Origin of the sequence: Azospirillum doebereinerae, from assembly GCF_003989665.1 — a bacterium.
Taxonomy (GTDB): Bacteria; Pseudomonadota; Alphaproteobacteria; order Azospirillales; family Azospirillaceae; genus Azospirillum; species Azospirillum doebereinerae.
Genome location: NZ_RZIJ01000029.1, coordinates 1 through 17,754, shown reverse-complemented (window position 1 = coordinate 17,754; position 17,754 = coordinate 1). Strand labels below are relative to the sequence as shown.

Here is a 17,754-nt window from a genome sequence, read left to right as displayed (position 1 = left end):
GAAGGGGGCGGGAAACGGGCGGCGACGCTGCCCAACCGGCTCCTTCTCGGCTATAGATCGTCCAGGGCGAGGAACGGTGAACGGCGGCGATGGAACCAAAAACGAAAACCCGCGACTCCTGGCTGACCGCCGCCTTTTCGGCGCTGGCCGAGGGCGGCGTCGATCAGGTGCGGATCGAATTGCTGGCGAAGAAGCTGAAGGTCACCAAGGGCAGCTTCTACTGGCATTTCCGCGACCGGACCGAGCTGCTCGACGCGCTGCTCGACAGTTGGAAGCAGGGGCGCATCGCCGCGATCAAGGAACAGACCCGGCTGGACGGCCGCGAGCCGACCAAGCAGTTGCACGACCTGCTGGCGCTCTACAACGGCAGCAACCCGCGCGGCATGGCGATCGAGCTGGCGGTGCGCGACTGGGCGCGCCGGGCGCCCGAGGCGGAAGGCATCATCGCGGAGGTGGACCGGGAACGGCTGCGCTGCGTCGGCGATCTGTTCGCGGCGCTGGGCCTGCCGCCCGACCAGTCCTTCGCCCGCGCCTACCTGTTCTACGCCTTCGCCTTCGGACAAGGGCTGCTGGCGAGCAATTCGGCGGCGGAGCGGGCCGAGACGGTGCGGACGATCTGCGGGGCCGTGCTGGTGCCGGAGCGGGTTGGGTCGTGAGGGGGGTGTCGGCTTCGACACCCCCTCCCTGACCCTCCCCCGCTTCGCGGGAGAGGGACCTGCCGCTGGCCCCTTGCAAAGCTCCAGCCCCCTCTCCCGCGAAGCGGGGGAGGGATGGGGAGGGGGCATCCGGAGCCGACACCCCCTTGCTTTTCACGCCCGATAGGCCAGCCGCAGGCTTCCCCAGTGACGGCCACGGACGACGATCGGGGCGTCGACCTCCTTCAGCCGCACCATCTGCCCGCCGCCCATGTCGCGTCGGTAGGATTGCAGCAGGAAGGGCCGCGTGTTGCGCGCCGCCGCCAGACCGGAGCGGTCGGCGAAGACCCGCCGGTTGCGGCTGTGCGCCGCGTTCCAGTCCGTCTCGCCCGGCCGCTGCGGTTCGGAATAGCGGGCGTTGTGGGTCGGCAGGTAGCCGATGCTGTTGACCGCCGCGCAGAACTGGAAGCGCGGGTTCGAGCCCAGAACCGATTCCTGGATCGCCGGGAACAGCCGGTCGGTCAGCTCGGTGAAGGGGGACAGGTGCTGCTCCGGCGCCGTGCCGGGGATCGTGGTCAGCTCGGTCGAGAACAGCGCCGCCTCGCTGATGGCGCCGGTCGCCAAGCCCGACTCCAGCGCCTTGGTCAGCGCCGCCGCCGCGTCCTGCGCGGTCTTGATGAAGGGGGTGTCGGCCTCGACCAGCTTGCGGTAATGCGTCTCCAACGCCTCGGTCTGCGGTTCGGACAGGTTGCGGAAGGCCAGATGCAGGCCGAGGTCGCTGTGCCCGGCGATGACGGCGGGCAGATCGCCCGCGTCGCGCAGGGACACCGTCACCCGCGTCTGCTCGGTCAGTTCCGGCAGCCCCTTGGGGTCGAGCAGCAGCCCGTCCAGCGACAGATCCAGCATGGTGGTGGACTTGCGCTCTCCGCCGATCGCCCTCCCAATCGCCAGGGTGACCGCCTCCTCGCAGGGGATGCGGTCGGAGGTCCGGCGGTCGCCGGCCACCGACTGGCGCAGCGCGATGACCAGGCGCCGCTTCAGGTCGGACACGGCGGTCTGCGTGTCGGTCATGCGGCGGCTGACGTCCATCGCGACGCCGGTGATCTCGTCGGCCTGGTCGCGGATGCGCAGCACGCTGCCCGACACCTGCGAGGCGCCGCCGGCCGAGTTGGTGGCGCTGCGGCCGATCTCGCCGTTGGCGGCCGATTGCTCCTCCACCGCGGCGGCGGTGGCGGTGGCGGCCTCGTCGATCTCCTGGATGACGGCGATGACGGTCCGGATGGACGACACGCTGCCGTCCACCGCCTGCTTGAGTTCCTGGATCTGGTGAGCGATGTCGCCGGTCGCCTTGGCGGTCTGCCCGGCCAGATTCTTCACCTCGCCAGCCACCACCGCGAAGCCCTTGCCGGCTTCCCCCGCGCGCGCCGCCTCGATGGTGGCGTTGAGCGCCAGCAGGTTGGTCTGGCCGGCGATCTCGTTGATCAGGCTGGCGACCTTGCCGATCTGCTCGGTCGCGACCTCCATCCGCTCGATGGCCGCCGCCGAATCCCGCGCGCTGTCCACCGCCTTGCGCGCCACCTCGCTGGAGCGCGCCGCCTGCCGGGCGATCTCGTGCCCGGCGGAGTTCAACTCCTCGGTCGCGGCGGCGACGGAGGCGGCGTTGGCGCTCGCCTGTTCCGAGGCGGCCGAGACGACCACGGTGTTCTCGCGGACCACGCCCAGCGAGTCCATCAGGGTCTGCAACCCGGCCCCGGCGCGCTGGCCCGCCTGCTCCACCCCGACCCAGGTGGCGTCGAGGTCGCTTTCGATGGCCTTGCAGGTCTCCAGCAGGGCCTGCCGGGTCAGATCCTTCTGCCGGGCCTCCATCTCCTGCTTCTCGTGCTGCCCGTAGGCGAGCTTGGCGCGCATCGCCCGCAACTCGGACGCCACGCGCTTGAACTCCGGCACGCCGATGGGCGCCAGCGGGCTGACGAGGTCGCCACGCGCGATCTGCCCGAAGCTGCCCTCCAGGCTGCGCAGCGGGCGCCGCACCGTGCGCAGCAGCACCAGCCCGAGCAGCCCGGCGCCGAGCGCCGCGACGACGGCCGCGATGGAGATCTCGACCACGCGGCTGTCGAAGTCGCTCTCGGCTTGCGCCGATTCGGCCTGCGCCGACGCCAGTTGGCGGGCCAGAAGCTCTCGGTTGGTCGCGTAGGCGAGGTCGAACAGCGGCAGCACCTTGCGGCGGACATGCGTCTCCAGCGGCAGGGCGTCGCCCGCCTTGGCGAAGTCCAGCGCCGGCTTCAGCCCGTCGCGCACGAAACGCCCGCGCTGGTCCTCGAAGCGCTGGGCGATGGCGGCCTGTTCGGGCGACTGCGCGGTCGCCTTGAACTCGCCCCACAGCCCGCCGATGCTCTCGATGTTGGCCTCGACCTGCCTGATCCGGTCGGCGACGATCTTCGGCTCGGCGCCGTCGCGGGTGTCGAGGATCAGGAAGGTCACGAGTTGCCGGGTCTCGGCCATGCGCGCCAGGATGTCGCCCAACTTGCCGGCGGCGACCGTGCGGTCGGCGTAGACGCGCTTCAGCGCGGAGTTGGACTCCGCCATGCCGCCCAGCCCCAGCCCGCCGACCAGCAGCATCGCCAGGATCAGCAGGGCGAAGATGGCGGACAGCCGCCCACCGATGCTCGACCCGGCGGCGGCGAGGCGACGGCGCATCCCGCGCGCGACCGGCTCGCCGCGCGACAGGTCGACCTTGGCCTTGCCCGCGCGCAGCGCGGCGTAGAGCGTCTCCGCCGCCGCGACCTCGTCGCGCGACGGCTTGGAGCGAATCGAGACGTAGCCCGTCACCGCCCCGTTCTCGACCACCGGCGTGACGTTGGCCCGCACCCAATAGAAATCGCCCCCCTTGGTCCGGTTCTTCACCAGACCCTCCCAGGGATCGCCCGCCTTGACCGTCGCCCACAAATCGGCGAAGGCCTCCTTGGGCATGTGGGGATGGCGCACGAGGTTGTGGGGAGCGCCCAGCAGTTCCTCCTCGGTGAAGCCGCTGATGGCCGCGAAGGCCGCGTTCACGAAGGTGATCCGGCCGCCGGTGTCGGTGCGGGAAACGAGCGGCACGCCATCGGTCAGAAGGATCTCGGTGTCGGTGATCGGTTCGTTGACGCGCATGATTCTGTCCTGCTTCCCCGTTTTCCCGCAAGCCTGTGCCGGGAGGCGGGATCGTATCGCGAAGCGTTTCCGACACGAACCATCCCCGGCACGACCGGTTCGGTCCAAATGCAAGCGCCATACCGTTGGGACCGCAACCATAAAGATATGGAAACGCACGGCGCGCGCCGGAAAATTTGGAACCGGGGGCGCTTCCTTCCCTCGCATTTTGCGTCTGGAAAGAACAAACCTCTGCAAAACGGGAATCGCTTCGGAGTCTATCGACCGCAGGAACGGCAGCGGGCAGACGGTCCGGAACGGCAAAACGCCCCGCGGACGGCACCGCAGGGCGTTTTCATCGGCCGGTTGCGGGGCCGCGTTATTTCGGAACGACGACCTGACCGAGGAACGAGGCCACATGGTCGTCGGGGCCGAGGCCATAGCCCTTGAACACCGCCTTGGGCAGGGCGAATTCGCCCTTGCCGTTCAACTGGCCGCCGACGCTGTAATGGGCGCCTTCCACGAAGGCCGGGCGTTCCCGGTCCACGTTGACCTTCACCGTGATCGCGCCGATGCTGGCGGTGATCACGACAGCGGTCGCGTTCGACACAAGAAGAAGGCCGTCTTCGGAGGCCACGTGAACGTCAACCGCGTTCGGAAGAGCAACTTCCACACCATCAGTCATTCGGCGCACTCTCTTTCGATGATTTCATGCGCGTTTTCTCGCGTCAAACAATCGTACTTTTGATGCAAACAGGCGGTCAAGGGCGTTTTCCGTACGGATTTGCAACGAGAAGAATCGCCGCCGTGGGCTGATCTTCCCATTGGCGGGAATATTCCTCTCCATGAAACGAGAGGCTCGTGCTTTTGAGGAGGGAAAAGGGCATTGTCCCGGCGTGGAACGGCCCCGCCTGTCTTGGACGCCGTCTTGGGGCTTGCGCCAGAGTCGGCGGGCCGGGGCCTCAGCGGATCAGCCCGTCGAGTGGGATGGCGGTGACGCTCTTGACCTCCTCCATCACCGCGTAGGTGTGGGTCTCGCGCACGCCGCGTGCGGTGGACAGCAGTTCGCCCAGAAACAGCCGATACTCGTTCATGTCGCGCACGCGGGCCTTGACCAGATAGTCGAAGCCGCCGGCCACCATGTGGCACTCCATGATCTGCGGCATGCGCAGGACCGTGCTCTTGAAGTCGTCGAAATTGTCCGGGGTGGTGCGGTCGAGCACGACCTCCACGAAGACCAGCATCCCGGCGTCGAGCCGGTGCGGGTCGAGCAGCGCCACGTAGCGCTGGATCACCCCGTCGTTCTGCAACCGCTTCACCCGCTCCAGGCAGGCGGCCGGGCTGAGGTTGATGCGGCGCGCCAGCTCGACGTTGCTGAGGCGCCCGTCCTCCTGCAATTCGCGCAGGATCTTCAGGTCGGTGGGGTCGAGGTTGCGGTCCACGGTGCGATCTGAACTTTCTTCGGCTGAATTCTTGCTATTAAGGAGTAAATTCCGTTCGTTCCCTTATCAAACGTACCATCATCGGCGTCGTTCTTTCTATACTGAATTATCTTCACCACATCCGCGATGGATCGCCCCCATGCCTGCACACGCCGAGTTCCCCGCCCTGCGTCCGGACCGCGCCGCCATCACCGCCGCCTACCGGGCCGACGAGGCGCGGGTGGTCGACGGGCTGATCCAGGCCGCCTCGCTGCCGCCCGAGGCGCGCCGCCGCGTGATGGACAGCGCCGCCCGGCTGGTGGAGAAGGTGCGGGAGACCCGGCCGCGCTTCGGCGCGCTCGACGCATTCTTGCAGGAGTTCGGGCTGTCCACCAAGGAGGGCGTGGCCCTGATGTGCCTCGCCGAGGCGCTGCTGCGCATCCCCGACGCCGAGACCGCCGACAGCCTGATCCGCGACAAGATCGGCGGCGCCGACTGGACCCGCCATCTCGGCAAGGCCGACAGCCTGTTCGTCAACGCTTCCACCTGGGCCTTGATGCTGACCGGCAAGGTGGTGCGGCTGGACGACACCGACCAGCGCCAGCCAGCCGGGCTGCTCGACCGGCTGGTGAGCCGGGCCGGCGAGCCGGTGATCCGGCAGGCGATGATGCAGGCGATGCGCATCCTCGGCCGCCAGTTCGTCATGGGCCGCACCATCGAGGAGGCGCTGGACCGCGCCCGCGAGCCCGAGAAGCTCGGCTACCGCTATTCCTACGACATGCTGGGCGAGGCGGCGCGCACCCAGGCCGACGCCGACCGCTACCAGGAGACCTACGCCCGCGCCATCGACTCCATCGGCAAGGCGCGCGGCACCCGCAGCATGCTCACCAGCCCCGGCATCTCGGTGAAGCTGTCGGCCATCCACCCGCGCTACGAGATCGCCCAGCAGGGCCGCGTGATGGCGGAGCTGTGCCCCCGCCTGCTCGTCCTCGCGCAGAAGGCCAAGGCGGCGGGCATCCACCTGACGGTGGACGCCGAGGAGGCCGACCGGCTCGACCTGTCGCTCGACGTGATCGAGGCGGTGTTCGCCGACCCGTCGCTCGACGGCTGGGAGGGCTTCGGGTTGGCGGTGCAGGCCTACCAGAAGCGCGCCCTGCCGGTGATCGACTGGCTGGGCAACCTCGCGGCGCGGGTCGGGCGCAAGCTGATGATCCGGCTGGTCAAGGGCGCCTATTGGGACAGCGAGATCAAGCGCGGGCAGGAGCGGGGCTTGGACGCCTACCCGGTGTTCACCCGCAAGGCCTCGACCGACGTGTCCTATCTGGCCTGCGCGCGCAAGCTGCTGGGCCGGCGGGACGTGTTCCACCCGATGTTCGCCACCCACAACGCCCACACCGTCGCCTCGGTGCTGGAGATGGCCGGCGACCGCACGGGCTTCGAGTTCCAGCGCCTGCACGGCATGGGCGAGCCGCTCTACCACCAGATCGTCGGGCCGGAGATGCCGGTGCGCGTCTACGCCCCCGTCGGCAGCCACGAGGATCTGCTGGCCTATCTGGTCCGCCGCCTGCTGGAGAACGGCGCCAACTCCTCCTTCGTCAACCGCATCCAGGACGAGCAGGTGCCGGTGGCCGACATCGTCGCCGACCCGGTCGCCCGCATCGCCGGTCTTTCGGTCAAGCCGCACCCGCGCATCCCGTTGCCCAAGGACCTCTACGGCGCCGAGCGGCTGAACAGCGAGGGCGCCGACCTCAGCGATCCCACCGTGGTCGGCCCGCTGCTGGCCGGCATGGAGACCGCCTTCGCCAAGTCCTGGACCGCCGGCCCGATCGTCGGCGGGCTGACGCCGGAGGGCAATGCCCGGTCCGTCGCCGACCCGTCCGACAACGCGCGCCGCGTCGGCACAGTGCTGGATTCCGGGGCCAACGACGTGGAGCGCGCGCTGGCGCTGGCCACCGCCGGTCACCGCGCCTGGGCCGCCCGGCCGGTCGTGCAGCGCGCCGACTGCCTGACCCGCGCCGCCGACCTGATGGAGCGCAACCGCAACGACCTGCTGGCCCTGCTGACCCGCGAGGGCGGAAAGGTGCTGCCCGACGCCATCGCCGAGCTGCGCGAGGCGGTGGACTTCTGCCGCTACTACGCCACCCGCGCCTGCGCCGATTTCGCGCCGATGACGATGCCCGGCCCGACCGGCGAGCGCAACGAGCTGCGCCTGACCGGGCGCGGGGTGTTCGTCTGCATCAGCCCGTGGAACTTCCCGCTGGCGATCTTCATGGGTCAGGTCGCCGCCGCGCTGGTCGCCGGCAACTCGGTCATCGCCAAGCCGGCCGAGCAGACCCCGCTGATCGCGGCGGCCGCCGTCCGCCTCCTGCTGGAAGCGGGCGTGCCGCCGGAGGTGCTGCACCTGCTGCCGGGCGACGGCGCCACGGTGGGCGGCAGGCTGGTGTCGGACCGCCGGGTCGCGGGCGTCGCCTTCACCGGCTCGACCGACACGGCGCACCTCATCAACCGGACGCTGGCGACGCGCGGCGGCCCCATCGTGCCCTTCATCGCCGAGACCGGCGGGCAGAACGCCATGCTGGTCGACAACTCCGCCCTGCCCGAGCAGGTGGTGGACGACGTGGTGACCAGCGCCTTCCGCTCCGCCGGGCAGCGCTGCTCGGCCTTGCGGGTGCTGTTCGTGCAGGACGGCATCGCGCCAAAGGTGATCGAGATGCTGAAGGGCGCCGCCGCCGAGCTGCGCGTCGGCGACCCGGCCCTGCTGACCACCGACGTCGGCCCGGTCATCGACCGCGAGGCGCTGGGCGTGCTGCGCCAGCATGTCGAGAAAATGAAGCGCGAGGCGACGACCCTGTTCGAGGGCGTTCTGCCCCCGTCTTGCGCCAATGGCAGCTTCCTCGCCCCGCACGCCTTCGAGATCGACCGGCTCGACCGGCTGGAGCGCGAGGTGTTCGGCCCGGTCCTGCACGTGATCCGCTTCAAGGGCGACAAGCTGGACAGCGTGCTGGAGGCCATCGAGACCACCGGCTACGGACTGACGCTGGGCGTCCACACCCGCATCGACCGCACCGCCCGCAAGGTGGCGGAGCGCATGCCGGTCGGCAACATCTACGTCAACCGCAACATGATCGGCGCGGTGGTGGGGGTGCAGCCCTTCGGCGGCGAGGGGCTGTCGGGGACCGGCCCGAAGGCCGGCGGCCCGCGCTACCTCACCCGCTTCGCGGCGGAGCGCACGCTGACCGTCAACACCACGGCGGCCGGCGGCAACACCTCGCTGGTGTCGCTCGAAGAGGATTGATCGGGGGGCGGGTGCCCCTCCCATACGCGCTTAGAAGCCCCTCTCCCCTTGCGGGAGAGGGGTTGGGGTGAGGGGTGCCGCAAATTCTTCCGCCTTCGGCGGAATACCCCTCATCCCAACCCTTCTCCCGCAAGGGGAGAAGGGCTCTTTTCCCCCTCAAGACGCCGCCGGCAGCGCGTCCCGCGCCTCCGCGTCGCGCTCGGCGTAGCGGCGGGCCAGCACGGCGCAGACCATCAGCTGGATCTGGTGGAAGATCATCACCGGCAGCAGCACCAGACCGGCGGTGGCGGGCGCGAACAGCACGCCCGCCATCGGCACGCCGCTGACCAGCGACTTCTTCGAGCCGCAGAACACGATGGCTGTCTCGTCGGCCGTCGAGAAGCCCAGACGGCGACTGAGCAGGGTCGTGCCGACCAGGAAGAGCGTTAGGATCGCGCTGTCGATCAGCACCACCATCGCCAGGGATTCCACTGGCACCTGGTGCCACAGCCCGCCGACCACCGCCTCGCTGAAGGCGATGTAGACGACCAGCAGGATCGAGCCCCGGTCGGTGGCCTTCAGCAGCGTCTTGTGCCGCGCCGCCCAGGCGCCGACCCAGCGGCGCAGCAACTGTCCGGCGACGAAGGGCAGCAGCAGTTGGACGACGATGGTCTGCACCGCATCCAGCGAGAATCCGCCGCCCTGCGCCTTCAGGAACAGCGCCACCAGCAGCGGCGTCATCAGGATGCCTCCGATGTTGGACAGGGTGGCGCTGCACACCGCCGCCGCGACGTTGCCCCGCGCCATCGAGGTGAAGGCGATGGAGGACTGCACCGTGGACGGCAGCAGGCAGAGGAACTGCACCCCGATGGCCAGCGCCGGGGGCAGCAGCCGTTCCGGCAAGGTCGCCACCACCAGCCAGCCGATCAGGGGGAAGGCGACGAAGGTCAGCGAGAAGATCAGCAGGTGCAGCCGCCAGTGGGACAGCCCCGCCGTCACCTCCTCGCGCGGCAGCCGGGCGCCGTGCAGGAAGAACAGCAGCGCGATGGCGGCCTCCGCGACCCAATGCACCCCCTCGGCGGCGGGACCCTGCACCGGCAGGACACTCGCCAGACCGACCGTCGCCAGCAGGGCCAGCGTGAAGCCGTCGAGGTTCGGGCGGGGGACGCGGATCATCGTTCATAGCTCCGGGATACAGCGATCCTGAGCCATGTAACGCGCGAAGCCGGTCATGGGAAGTGTGCGGCGCACAATCCAGCTATGGGTTGCGGGCGCGTGGGGTGTCGAGGCGGGTGGGTATTGGCTGGCGAATGCCCCCACCCCATCCCTCCCCCGCTGGGCGGGGGAGGGGATAGGAGCTTTGCAAAAGTCCAGCGGCAGTCCGCTCCCCCGCCCAGCGGGGGAGGAAGGGTGGGGGCATTCGTCAGCCGACGCTTCCCCCTACCTTCACCGCGCCTGCTGCAAAACCCCGACCGCGCTGCGCGCCACCTCGTGCAGGTCGGTGCCGTCGGCGTCCGCGTGGGCGAACAGGCTGGCGCGCATGCGCGGGTCCCAGAACTTGCGGATGTGGGTCGCCGTCTCGGCCACCGCCTCCTCACGCGGGTAGGTGGAGAAGTGGGTGGCGATTTGGTTCGCCATCCGGACCAGTTCCTTGGTGTGGTTCATCGGTTGTCTCCCGTGACGTCCAGCGTTCAGTAAGGTCTCAGCGGAACAGGACGACCCCGTCCCCCCGCGACAGCGAGCCCAGCGTCAGCCCCGCGTTGCGCGCCAGTTCCAGCGCCAACGCCGTCGGGGCCGAGATGGTCGCCAGCAGCGGAATCCCGACCGCCGCCGATTTCTGCACCAGCTCGAAGCTGCACCGGCTGGTCATGACGACGAAGCCGGACGCCGGATCGACGCCCGCCCCCACCACCGCGCCGATCAGCTTGTCGAGCGCGTTGTGGCGGCCGACGTCCTCGCGGGCGAAACGGATCGTCCCGTCCGGCTCGCACCACGCCGCCCCGTGGACCGACCGGTTGGCCCGGTTCATCGGCTGGTGGTCCGGCAGCGCGGCGAAGGCGGCGGCCACCGCCGCCGGTTCCACCGCCAGGGTGGACGTGACCCGCCGGGGCTCCCGGACGGCGTGGACGAGGCTGTCCACGCCGCACAGGCCGCAGCCGCTCCGCCCCTCCATGGAGCGGCTGCGCAGGCTGCCGCGCAGGAGCCGCAGGGGATCGACCGTCATGTTGACGACCCGGCCCAGCGGCGTCTCCTGCACCACGATCCGCTCGATGTCGGAGGATTCGCCGACAATCTCCTCGGCCAGGCTGAAGCCCAGCGCGAAGTCTTCCAGATCGGCGGGGGTCGCCATCATCACCGCGTGCGAGCGGCCGTTGTACTCGAAGGCGATCGCGACCTCCTCGGGGATCCGCCACGTCACGTCTCCGACACCACCGTCCGCCGCCGGAAAGCCGGTGCCGGTCACGGCGATGGAACAGAGATCCGGCGTGCCGGAACGGAGGGAACCCAAGGTCATCGCGGTCATGCCCTGTAGGCCTCCTTACTCGGCGGCCAACACGTTGGCGGCGCCGATGCGCTTGCGCTCGACGTCGTTCTTCGCGTAGTCCACCTGCCAGTCGGAGGGCTGGTTGCTGCGGGAGATCTGCACCGCCGTCACCTTATATTCGGGGCAGTTGGTCGCCCAGTCCGAATTTTCCGTGGTGATGACGTTGGCGCCGGTCACCGGGTGGTGGAAGGTGGTGTAGACGACGCCCGCCGGCATGCGGTCGGACAGGACGGCGCGCAGCGTGGTGGCGCCCATGCGGCTGGCCAGCGACACCATGTCGCCGTCCTTGACGCCCCGGATCTCGGCGTCCACCGGGTTGATCTCCAGCACGTCCTCCGGGTGCCAGGCCACGTTGGCGGTGCGGCGGGTCTGGGCGCCGACGTTGTAGTGGGCGAGGATGCGGCCGGTGGTCAGCACCAGCGGGTACATCCGCGTGGTCCGCTCGTCGGTCGGCACATACTCGGTGATCACGAAGCGGCCGAGACCGCGCATGAACTTCTCGCCGTGCATAATCGCCATGCCGGTGTCGTCGTCCTCCAGCCCGGTGCAGGGCCACTGCACGCTGCCGACGCGGTCGAGCTTCTCGAAGCTGACACCCCGGAAGGTCGGGGTCAGCGAGGCGATCTCGTCCATGATCTGCGACGTGCTGTCGTAGTGCATCGGGTAGCCCATCGCCGTCGCCAGCGCGCAGGCCACCCAATGCTCGTCCCGCCCGACCTTGGACGGCATCGCCTTGCGGACGCGGTTGATGCGGCGCTCGGCGTTGGTGAAGGTGCCGTCCTTCTCCAGGAAGGAGGTGCCGGGGAAGAAGACATGGGCGAAGGCCGCCGTCTCGTTCAGGAACAGGTCCTGCACGATGACGATGTCCAGCGCCTCCAGGGCGGAGGTGACGTGGTGGGTGTTGGGGTCGGACTGGACGATGTCCTCGCCCTGCACGAACAGGCCGCGGAAGCTGCCGTCATGCGCCGAGTCGAACATGTTGGGGATGCGCAGGCCGGGTTCCGGGTCCAGCGTGACGCCCCAGGCGGTTTCGAACTCGTGGCGGACGGTGTCGTCGGAGACGTGGCGGTAGCCCGGCAGCTCGTGCGGGAAGGAGCCCATGTCGCAGGAGCCCTGCACGTTGTTCTGGCCGCGCAGCGGGTTCACGCCCACGCCCTCGCGGCCGATGTTGCCGGTCGCCATCGCGAGGTTGGCGATCGCCATCACCGTGCTGGAGCCCTGGCTGTGCTCGGTCACGCCCAAGCCATAGTAGATCGCGGCGTTGCCGCCGGTGGCGTAGAGCCGGGCGGCGGCGCGGACCTGCTCGGCCGGGACGCCGGTGCGGGATTCCAGATACTCCGGCGAGTTGCGGTGCTCGGCGATGAACGCCTCCCACTTGGCGAACTCCTTGGGGTCGCAGCGCTCCTCGACGAAGGGACGGTCTACCAGCCCCTCGGTGACGATGGTGTGGGCGATGGCGTTGACCACGGCGACGTTGGTGCCGGGCTGGAGCTGGAGGTGGTAATCGGCCTGGACGTGCGGGCTGCGCACCAGATCGATGCGGCGCGGATCGATGACGATCAGCTTGGCCCCAGCGCGCAGACGCTTCTTCATGCGCGAGCCGAACACCGGGTGGCCGTCGGTCGGGTTGGCGCCGATGACCAGCATCACGTCGGATTTGTCGACGCTGCGGAAATCCTGCGTGCCGGCCGAGGTGCCGAAGGTCTGCGACAGCCCGTAGCCGGTCGGCGAATGGCAGACGCGGGCGCAGGTGTCGATGTTGTTGGTGCCGAAGGCCGCCCGGATCATCTTCTGGACGACGTAGACCTCCTCGTTGGTGCAGCGCGACGAGGTGATGCCGCCGATGGAGCCCCGGCCATGCTTGGCCTGCACCGCCTTCAGCCGCTCGGCGGCGTAGGCGATGGCCTCCTCCCACGACACCTCGCGCCACGGGTCGGAGATCCGCTCGCGCACCATGGGCTTCATGATGCGGTCCTTGTGGCTGGCGTAGCCCCAGGCGAAGCGGCCCTTGACGCAGGAATGCCCCTCGTTGGCGCCGCCGTTCTTCCAGGGGGTCATGCGGACCACGGTGGTGCCCTGCATTTCCGCCTTGAAGGAGCAGCCGACGCCGCAATAGGCGCAGGTGGTGATGACGCTGTGCTCGGGCTGGCCGTTCTCGATGATCGACTTCTCGGTCAGCGTCGCGGTCGGGCAGGCCTGGACGCAGGCGCCGCAGGACACGCACTCGCTGTCCATGAAGCCCTCGTTGGCGCCGGCCGCCACGAAGGAGGCGAAGCCGCGCCCGTCGATGGTCAGCGCGAAGGTGCCCTGGGTCTCCTGGCAGGCCCGCACGCAACGCGAGCAGACGATGCATTTGGACGCGTCGAAGGTGAAGTACGGGTTGCTCTCGTCCTTGCCGGCCTTGAGGTGACTTTCGCCGTCGAAACCGTACCGCACGTTGCGCAGACCGACCGCGCCGGCCATGTCCTGCAACTCGCAATCGCCGTTGGCCGGGCAGGTCAGGCAGTCGAGCGGGTGGTCGGAGATGTACAGCTCCATCACGCCGCGCCGCAGCCGGGCCAGCCGGTCGGTCTGGGTCGCCACCTTCATGCCGGGCGCCACCGGGGTGGTGCAGGAGGCGGGCGTGCCGCGCCGCCCCTCGATCTCCACCATGCACAGGCGGCAGGAGCCGAAGGCCTCCAGGCTGTCGGTGGCGCAGAGCTTCGGCACGGTGATGCCGGCGTCCATCGCCGCCCGCATGACCGAGGTGCCTTCGGGAACCGTGATGCTGCGGCCGTCGATCTCCAGCGTCACCAGAGTGGAGGAGAGGCGCGCCGGGGTGCCGTAATCGGTCTCATGGATGAGGGTCATGTCGGTGCTCCTGGTCGCGCTTATTCAGCCGCGATGTGGGTGACGCGCACGGCGGGGGTGCGGCGGAAATCCTCGGGGAAGTGCTTGACGGCGCTGCGCACCGGGTAGGGCGTCATGCCGCCCATGGCGCAGAGCGAGCCGTCCACCATCACCTCGCAGAGGTCGGCCAGCAGGGTCAGGTTGGCGTCCACGTTCTTGCCGGCGATGATCTTGTCGATCGTCTCCATCCCGCGCGTCGAGCCGATGCGGCAGGGCGTGCATTTCCCGCAGGATTCGGCGACGCAGAACTCCATGGCGAAGCGGGCCTGTTGCGCCATGTCGACGGTGTCGTCGAAGACGACGATGCCGCCATGGCCGACCATCGCCTCCTGCGCGGCGAAGGCTTCGTAATCCTTGGGCAGGTCGAACTGCGAGGGCGGCAGATAGGCGCCGAGCGGACCGCCGACCTGCACCGCGCGGATCGGCCGCCCGCTGATGGTGCCGCCGCCGAAATCGTAGAGCAGCTCGTGCAGGGTGATGCCGAAGGCCTTCTCGACGATGCCGCCATGCTTGAGGTTGCCGGCGAGCTGGAAGGGCAGAGTCCCGCGCGACCGGCCGACGCCGAAGTCGCGGTAATAGGCGCCGCCCTTGTCGAGGATGATCGGCACCGAGCAGAGCGACAGCACGTTGTTGACCACGGTCGGCTTGCCGAACAGCCCCTCCAGCGCCGGCAGCGGCGGCTTGGCACGGACCATGCCGCGCTTGCCTTCCAGGCTCTCCAGCATCGCGGTCTCCTCGCCGCAGATGTAGGCGCCGGCCCCGACGCGGACGTCGAGGTGGAAGGTGCGGCTGGTGCCGTGGATGTTGTCGCCGAGCCAGCCCTCGTCGTAGGCGAGCTTGATCGCGTGGCGCAGGGTTTCCGTGGCGTGCGGGTATTCCGAGCGCATGTAGACGTAGCCCGAGGTGGCGCCCACCGCGATGGCGGCGATGGTCATGCCTTCGATCAGGCAGAAGGGGTCGCCTTCGATGATCATGCGGTCGGCGAAGGTGCCGCTGTCGCCCTCGTCGGCGTTGCAGCAGACGAACTTCTCGTCCGCCTTGGCGCCCATCACCGTGTTCCATTTGATGCCGGTCGGGAAGCCGGCGCCGCCGCGACCGCGCAGGCCGGAATCCGTCACCGTCTTGACGATCTCCGCCTGGGTCATCGCCAGCGCGTTCTCAAGCCCCCGGAAGCCGCCATGGGCGCGGTAATCCTCGACCGACAGCGGGTCGATGACGCCGCAGCGCGCGAAGGTCAGGCGCTCCTGCTTCTTGAAATACGGGATCTCCTCGGTCAGTCCCTGGCCCAGCGGGTGGTCGCCGCCGGAGAGGAAACCGGCCTCGAACAGCGAGGGCACGTCGTCCGCCGTCACCGAGCCGTAGGCGACGCGGCCGTCGGGGGTCTCGACCTCGACCAGCGGTTCCATCCACAGCATGCCGCGCGAGCCGTTGCGCACGATGCGGAGCGGCAGTTCGCGCTTGGCGGCCTCGGCGCGGATGGCGGCGGCCACGGAATCGGCGCCCAGCGACAGGGCGGCGGCGTCGCGCGGGACGTAGACGGTGATCAGGTGGCCGCTCATTGCGCGCGCTCCTTCTGCCCGGCGGGCCGCGTGGTCGGGTGCGCCGTCTCGGCGGCGATGGCGTCGAAGCGGGCCGGGCTGACGCGGCCGTAGAGATGCTCGTCCACCATGACGGCGGGCGACAGGGCGCAGTTGCCCAGGCAGAAGACCTGCTCCAGGGTGAAGGCGCCGTCGGCGGTGGTGCCGTGGAAATCGACCTGGAGCTTCGCCTTGATGTGATCGACCAGCGCGTTGGCGCCCATCGCCTGGCAGGCTTCCGCGCGGCAGACCTTGATGACGTGGCGGCCCGGCTTCTCGCGGCGGAACTCGTGATAGAAGGACACCACACCGTGAACGTCGGCGCGCGACAGGTTCAGCTCGCCGGCCAGCAGCGGGATGGCCTGCTCGTCGATGTAGCCGAACTCCTCCTGCAGCGCGTGCAGGATCGGCAGCAGGGCGCCGCGCAGATGACGATTGTCGGCGACAATCGTTCGGGCGCGCTCCACGCTCCACGGTTGGCAGGCGTTCATCGGGGTCCCTCCTCGCTCTCGGCTGGCCTTGGTCGTTTTGGCCTGGGTTGCCTTGTCGTCCTGAACGGATCGTCCGTGCCGGCGCTCTCTCGGGCGCCCGGTACCGTCAGAATGCAGGAGTATATGGTATACCAGCAAATTTCATTTTTTGATGGGCTGATAGCTTTTCGCTATCAAGGCGTCAGCGGATCGCCAGCCGCCAGGGGGTCATCGCCTCGGCGGTGAGGACGGCGACGGTGTGGGCGATGTCGTCGTCCGACGCGGCGGCGGCCAGCGCCTTGGCCAGCTGCGAGGGCGGGTCGCGGTCGGCGTAGGCCAGCCCGACGACGTGGCTCAAGTCGGGATCGACCAGCGGCAGCGCCACCACCTCGGGCAGCGGCGGCACGAAGGTCAACAGTTGCCCCGGCACGATGCTGGCGCAGTTGCCGAAGCGCACGATGGTGTAGAGGGTGACGATGGAGTTGGTTTCCATCGCCGGCTCGACCGCCCGGCCGGTCATGCGGAAGGCGATCTCGGCGATGCGGCGGTTCTGCATGTCCGGCGTCAGCAGGCAGAGCCGCAGGGACGCGGCCTTCTCCCAACTGACGGCGCCCTGGGCGATGGTCTCCGGCGCCAGGTCGGCGCGGCGGGCCAGCAGGTAATAGCGTTCCGAGTAGAGCGGCAGGGTGCGGACGTTGTTCAGCGGCTCGTTGTCGAGGTAGGTGACGGCGGCGTCGAGCTCGAACTCGTCGAGCCCCCGCTGGATCTCGCGGGAACTCAGCGAGGTCACTGTGGCGCGGATGTGCGGGAAGCGCGTGCTGAAGGGCGCCAGCACATGGGGCATCACCGGCAGGGCGGTGGGGATGGCGCCGAGCCGCAGATGGCCGGTGACGCCCTGGGCCAGCGCCAGCAGCTCGTGGGTCAGGTTGTCCCGCTCGGCGACGATGCGGCGGGCGGATTCCAGCACCTTCAACCCCTCCGGAGTGAAGCCGCCGAACTTCTGGCCGCGCTCGACGATGGGGACCTGGAGGTCCTCCTCGAGCTGGCGGATCGCGTTGGACAGGGTCGGCTGCGAGACGTGGCAGCTCTCCGCCGCGCGCCCGAAATGCCGCTCGCGCGCCAGGGCCAGGAGATAGACGAACTTGCGGAACATCGCGGACTGCACCCGTTGTGACGGCCAACAGGATAGCCGGAAGGCGGGCCGGACCCTCAAACGAAAAAAGCGCGCCGCCCCAGAGGAAAGGCGGCGCGCCCGAGTTTGGCGATGGCCCTTACTCCATCGCCTTCACCACCTCTTCGGTGACCTTTTTCGCGTCGCCGAACAGCATCATCGTGTTGGGACGGAAGAACAGCTCGTTCTCGACCCCGGCGTAGCCGGCGGCCATGCCGCGCTTGATGAAGAACACCGTCTTGGCCTTTTCCACGTCGAGGATCGGCATCCCGTAGATCGCGCTCGACGGGTCGGTCTTGGCGGCCGGGTTGGTCACGTCGTTGGCGCCGATGACGAAAGCCACGTCCGCCGTGCCGAAGTCGCGGTTGATGTCCTCCAGCTCGAAGACCTCGTCGTAGGGGACGTTGGCCTCGGCCAGCAGCACGTTCATGTGGCCCGGCATGCGGCCCGCCACCGGGTGGATGGCGTATTTCACGTCCACGCCCTCGTGCTTGAGGGTGTCGGCCATCTCGCGCAGCGCGTGCTGCGCCTGCGCCACCGCCATGCCGTAGCCCGGCACGACGATCACCGACTGCGCGTTCTTCATGATGTAGGCGGCGTCCTCGGCCGAGCCGGCCTTGACGCTGCCCTGCGGGCCCTTGGC

The 17,754-nt window shown here is 69.1% G+C and carries 13 protein-coding genes; 2 read left to right on the top strand and 11 right to left on the bottom strand.

The features are described from left to right. Positions 1-89 precede the first annotated feature (89 nt). Positions 90-656, top strand: a complete 567-nt coding sequence (locus EJ913_RS26350) for a TetR/AcrR family transcriptional regulator (protein ID WP_127003558.1) — start codon at positions 90-92, stop codon at positions 654-656. Between the two features lie 153 nt (positions 657-809). Here the strand turns inward: EJ913_RS26350 and EJ913_RS26345 are convergent, their stop codons facing one another. The 3 genes from EJ913_RS26345 to EJ913_RS26335 all read right to left on the bottom strand — a co-directional run bounded on the left by EJ913_RS26345 (position 810) and on the right by EJ913_RS26335 (position 5,206). Then, positions 810-3,785, bottom strand: coding sequence for a methyl-accepting chemotaxis protein (locus tag EJ913_RS26345; protein ID WP_127003556.1), 2,976 nt, complete (start codon positions 3,783-3,785; stop codon positions 810-812). A gap of 358 nt (positions 3,786-4,143) precedes the next feature. After that, the gene (locus tag EJ913_RS26340; RefSeq protein WP_127003554.1) at positions 4,144-4,353 is read right to left on the bottom strand and encodes a hypothetical protein; all 210 of its coding nucleotides are present in this window, start codon (positions 4,351-4,353) and stop codon (positions 4,144-4,146) included. A 373-nt stretch (positions 4,354-4,726) separates the two neighbouring features. Further along, positions 4,727-5,206: an Lrp/AsnC ligand binding domain-containing protein gene (locus EJ913_RS26335; RefSeq protein ID WP_127003552.1), complete on the bottom strand. Its 480-nt coding sequence runs from the start codon at positions 5,204-5,206 to the stop codon at positions 4,727-4,729. A 139-nt stretch (positions 5,207-5,345) separates the two neighbouring features. Between EJ913_RS26335 and putA the strand changes: the two genes are divergently transcribed. Beyond that, on the top strand, positions 5,346-8,480 hold the full coding sequence (gene putA / locus EJ913_RS26330) for a bifunctional proline dehydrogenase/L-glutamate gamma-semialdehyde dehydrogenase PutA (protein ID WP_127003550.1): 3,135 nt from the start codon (positions 5,346-5,348) through the stop codon (positions 8,478-8,480). Positions 8,481-8,636: 156 nt separating this feature from the next. Here the strand turns inward: putA and EJ913_RS26325 are convergent, their stop codons facing one another. The 8 genes from EJ913_RS26325 to EJ913_RS26290 all read right to left on the bottom strand — a co-directional run. Next, positions 8,637-9,635 (bottom strand): bile acid:sodium symporter family protein, encoded by a 999-nt coding sequence (locus EJ913_RS26325; RefSeq protein ID WP_127003548.1) that lies wholly within the window; start codon positions 9,633-9,635, stop codon positions 8,637-8,639. Positions 9,636-9,905: 270 nt separating this feature from the next. Beyond that, positions 9,906-10,124 (bottom strand): formate dehydrogenase subunit delta, encoded by a 219-nt coding sequence (locus EJ913_RS26320; protein ID WP_127003546.1) that lies wholly within the window; start codon positions 10,122-10,124, stop codon positions 9,906-9,908. Positions 10,125-10,161: 37 nt separating this feature from the next. Next, positions 10,162-10,983 carry a formate dehydrogenase accessory sulfurtransferase FdhD gene (fdhD, locus tag EJ913_RS26315; protein WP_127003544.1) on the bottom strand — a complete coding sequence of 274 codons (822 nt, stop codon included), beginning with the start codon at positions 10,981-10,983 and terminating at the stop codon, positions 10,162-10,164. A gap of 15 nt (positions 10,984-10,998) precedes the next feature. Next, positions 10,999-13,854 carry a formate dehydrogenase subunit alpha gene (gene fdhF / locus EJ913_RS26310; protein ID WP_127003542.1) on the bottom strand — a complete coding sequence of 952 codons (2,856 nt, stop codon included), beginning with the start codon at positions 13,852-13,854 and terminating at the stop codon, positions 10,999-11,001. Positions 13,855-13,874: 20 nt separating this feature from the next. Continuing rightward, the gene (locus EJ913_RS26305; protein WP_127003540.1) at positions 13,875-15,452 is read right to left on the bottom strand and encodes a formate dehydrogenase beta subunit; all 1,578 of its coding nucleotides are present in this window, start codon (positions 15,450-15,452) and stop codon (positions 13,875-13,877) included. Then, positions 15,449-15,961, bottom strand: coding sequence for a formate dehydrogenase subunit gamma (locus EJ913_RS26300; RefSeq protein WP_127003538.1), 513 nt, complete (start codon positions 15,959-15,961; stop codon positions 15,449-15,451). Before EJ913_RS26300 ends, EJ913_RS26305 begins: the two co-directional genes overlap by 4 nt. A gap of 181 nt (positions 15,962-16,142) precedes the next feature. Next, complete coding sequence (locus tag EJ913_RS26295) at positions 16,143-17,093, bottom strand: LysR family transcriptional regulator (protein WP_127003536.1); 951 nt, start codon at positions 17,091-17,093, stop codon at positions 16,143-16,145. A 118-nt stretch (positions 17,094-17,211) separates the two neighbouring features. Continuing rightward, the coding region (locus EJ913_RS26290) for an NAD(P)(+) transhydrogenase (Re/Si-specific) subunit beta (RefSeq protein ID WP_148125303.1) at positions 17,212-17,754 on the bottom strand (543 nt) is incomplete at its 5' end.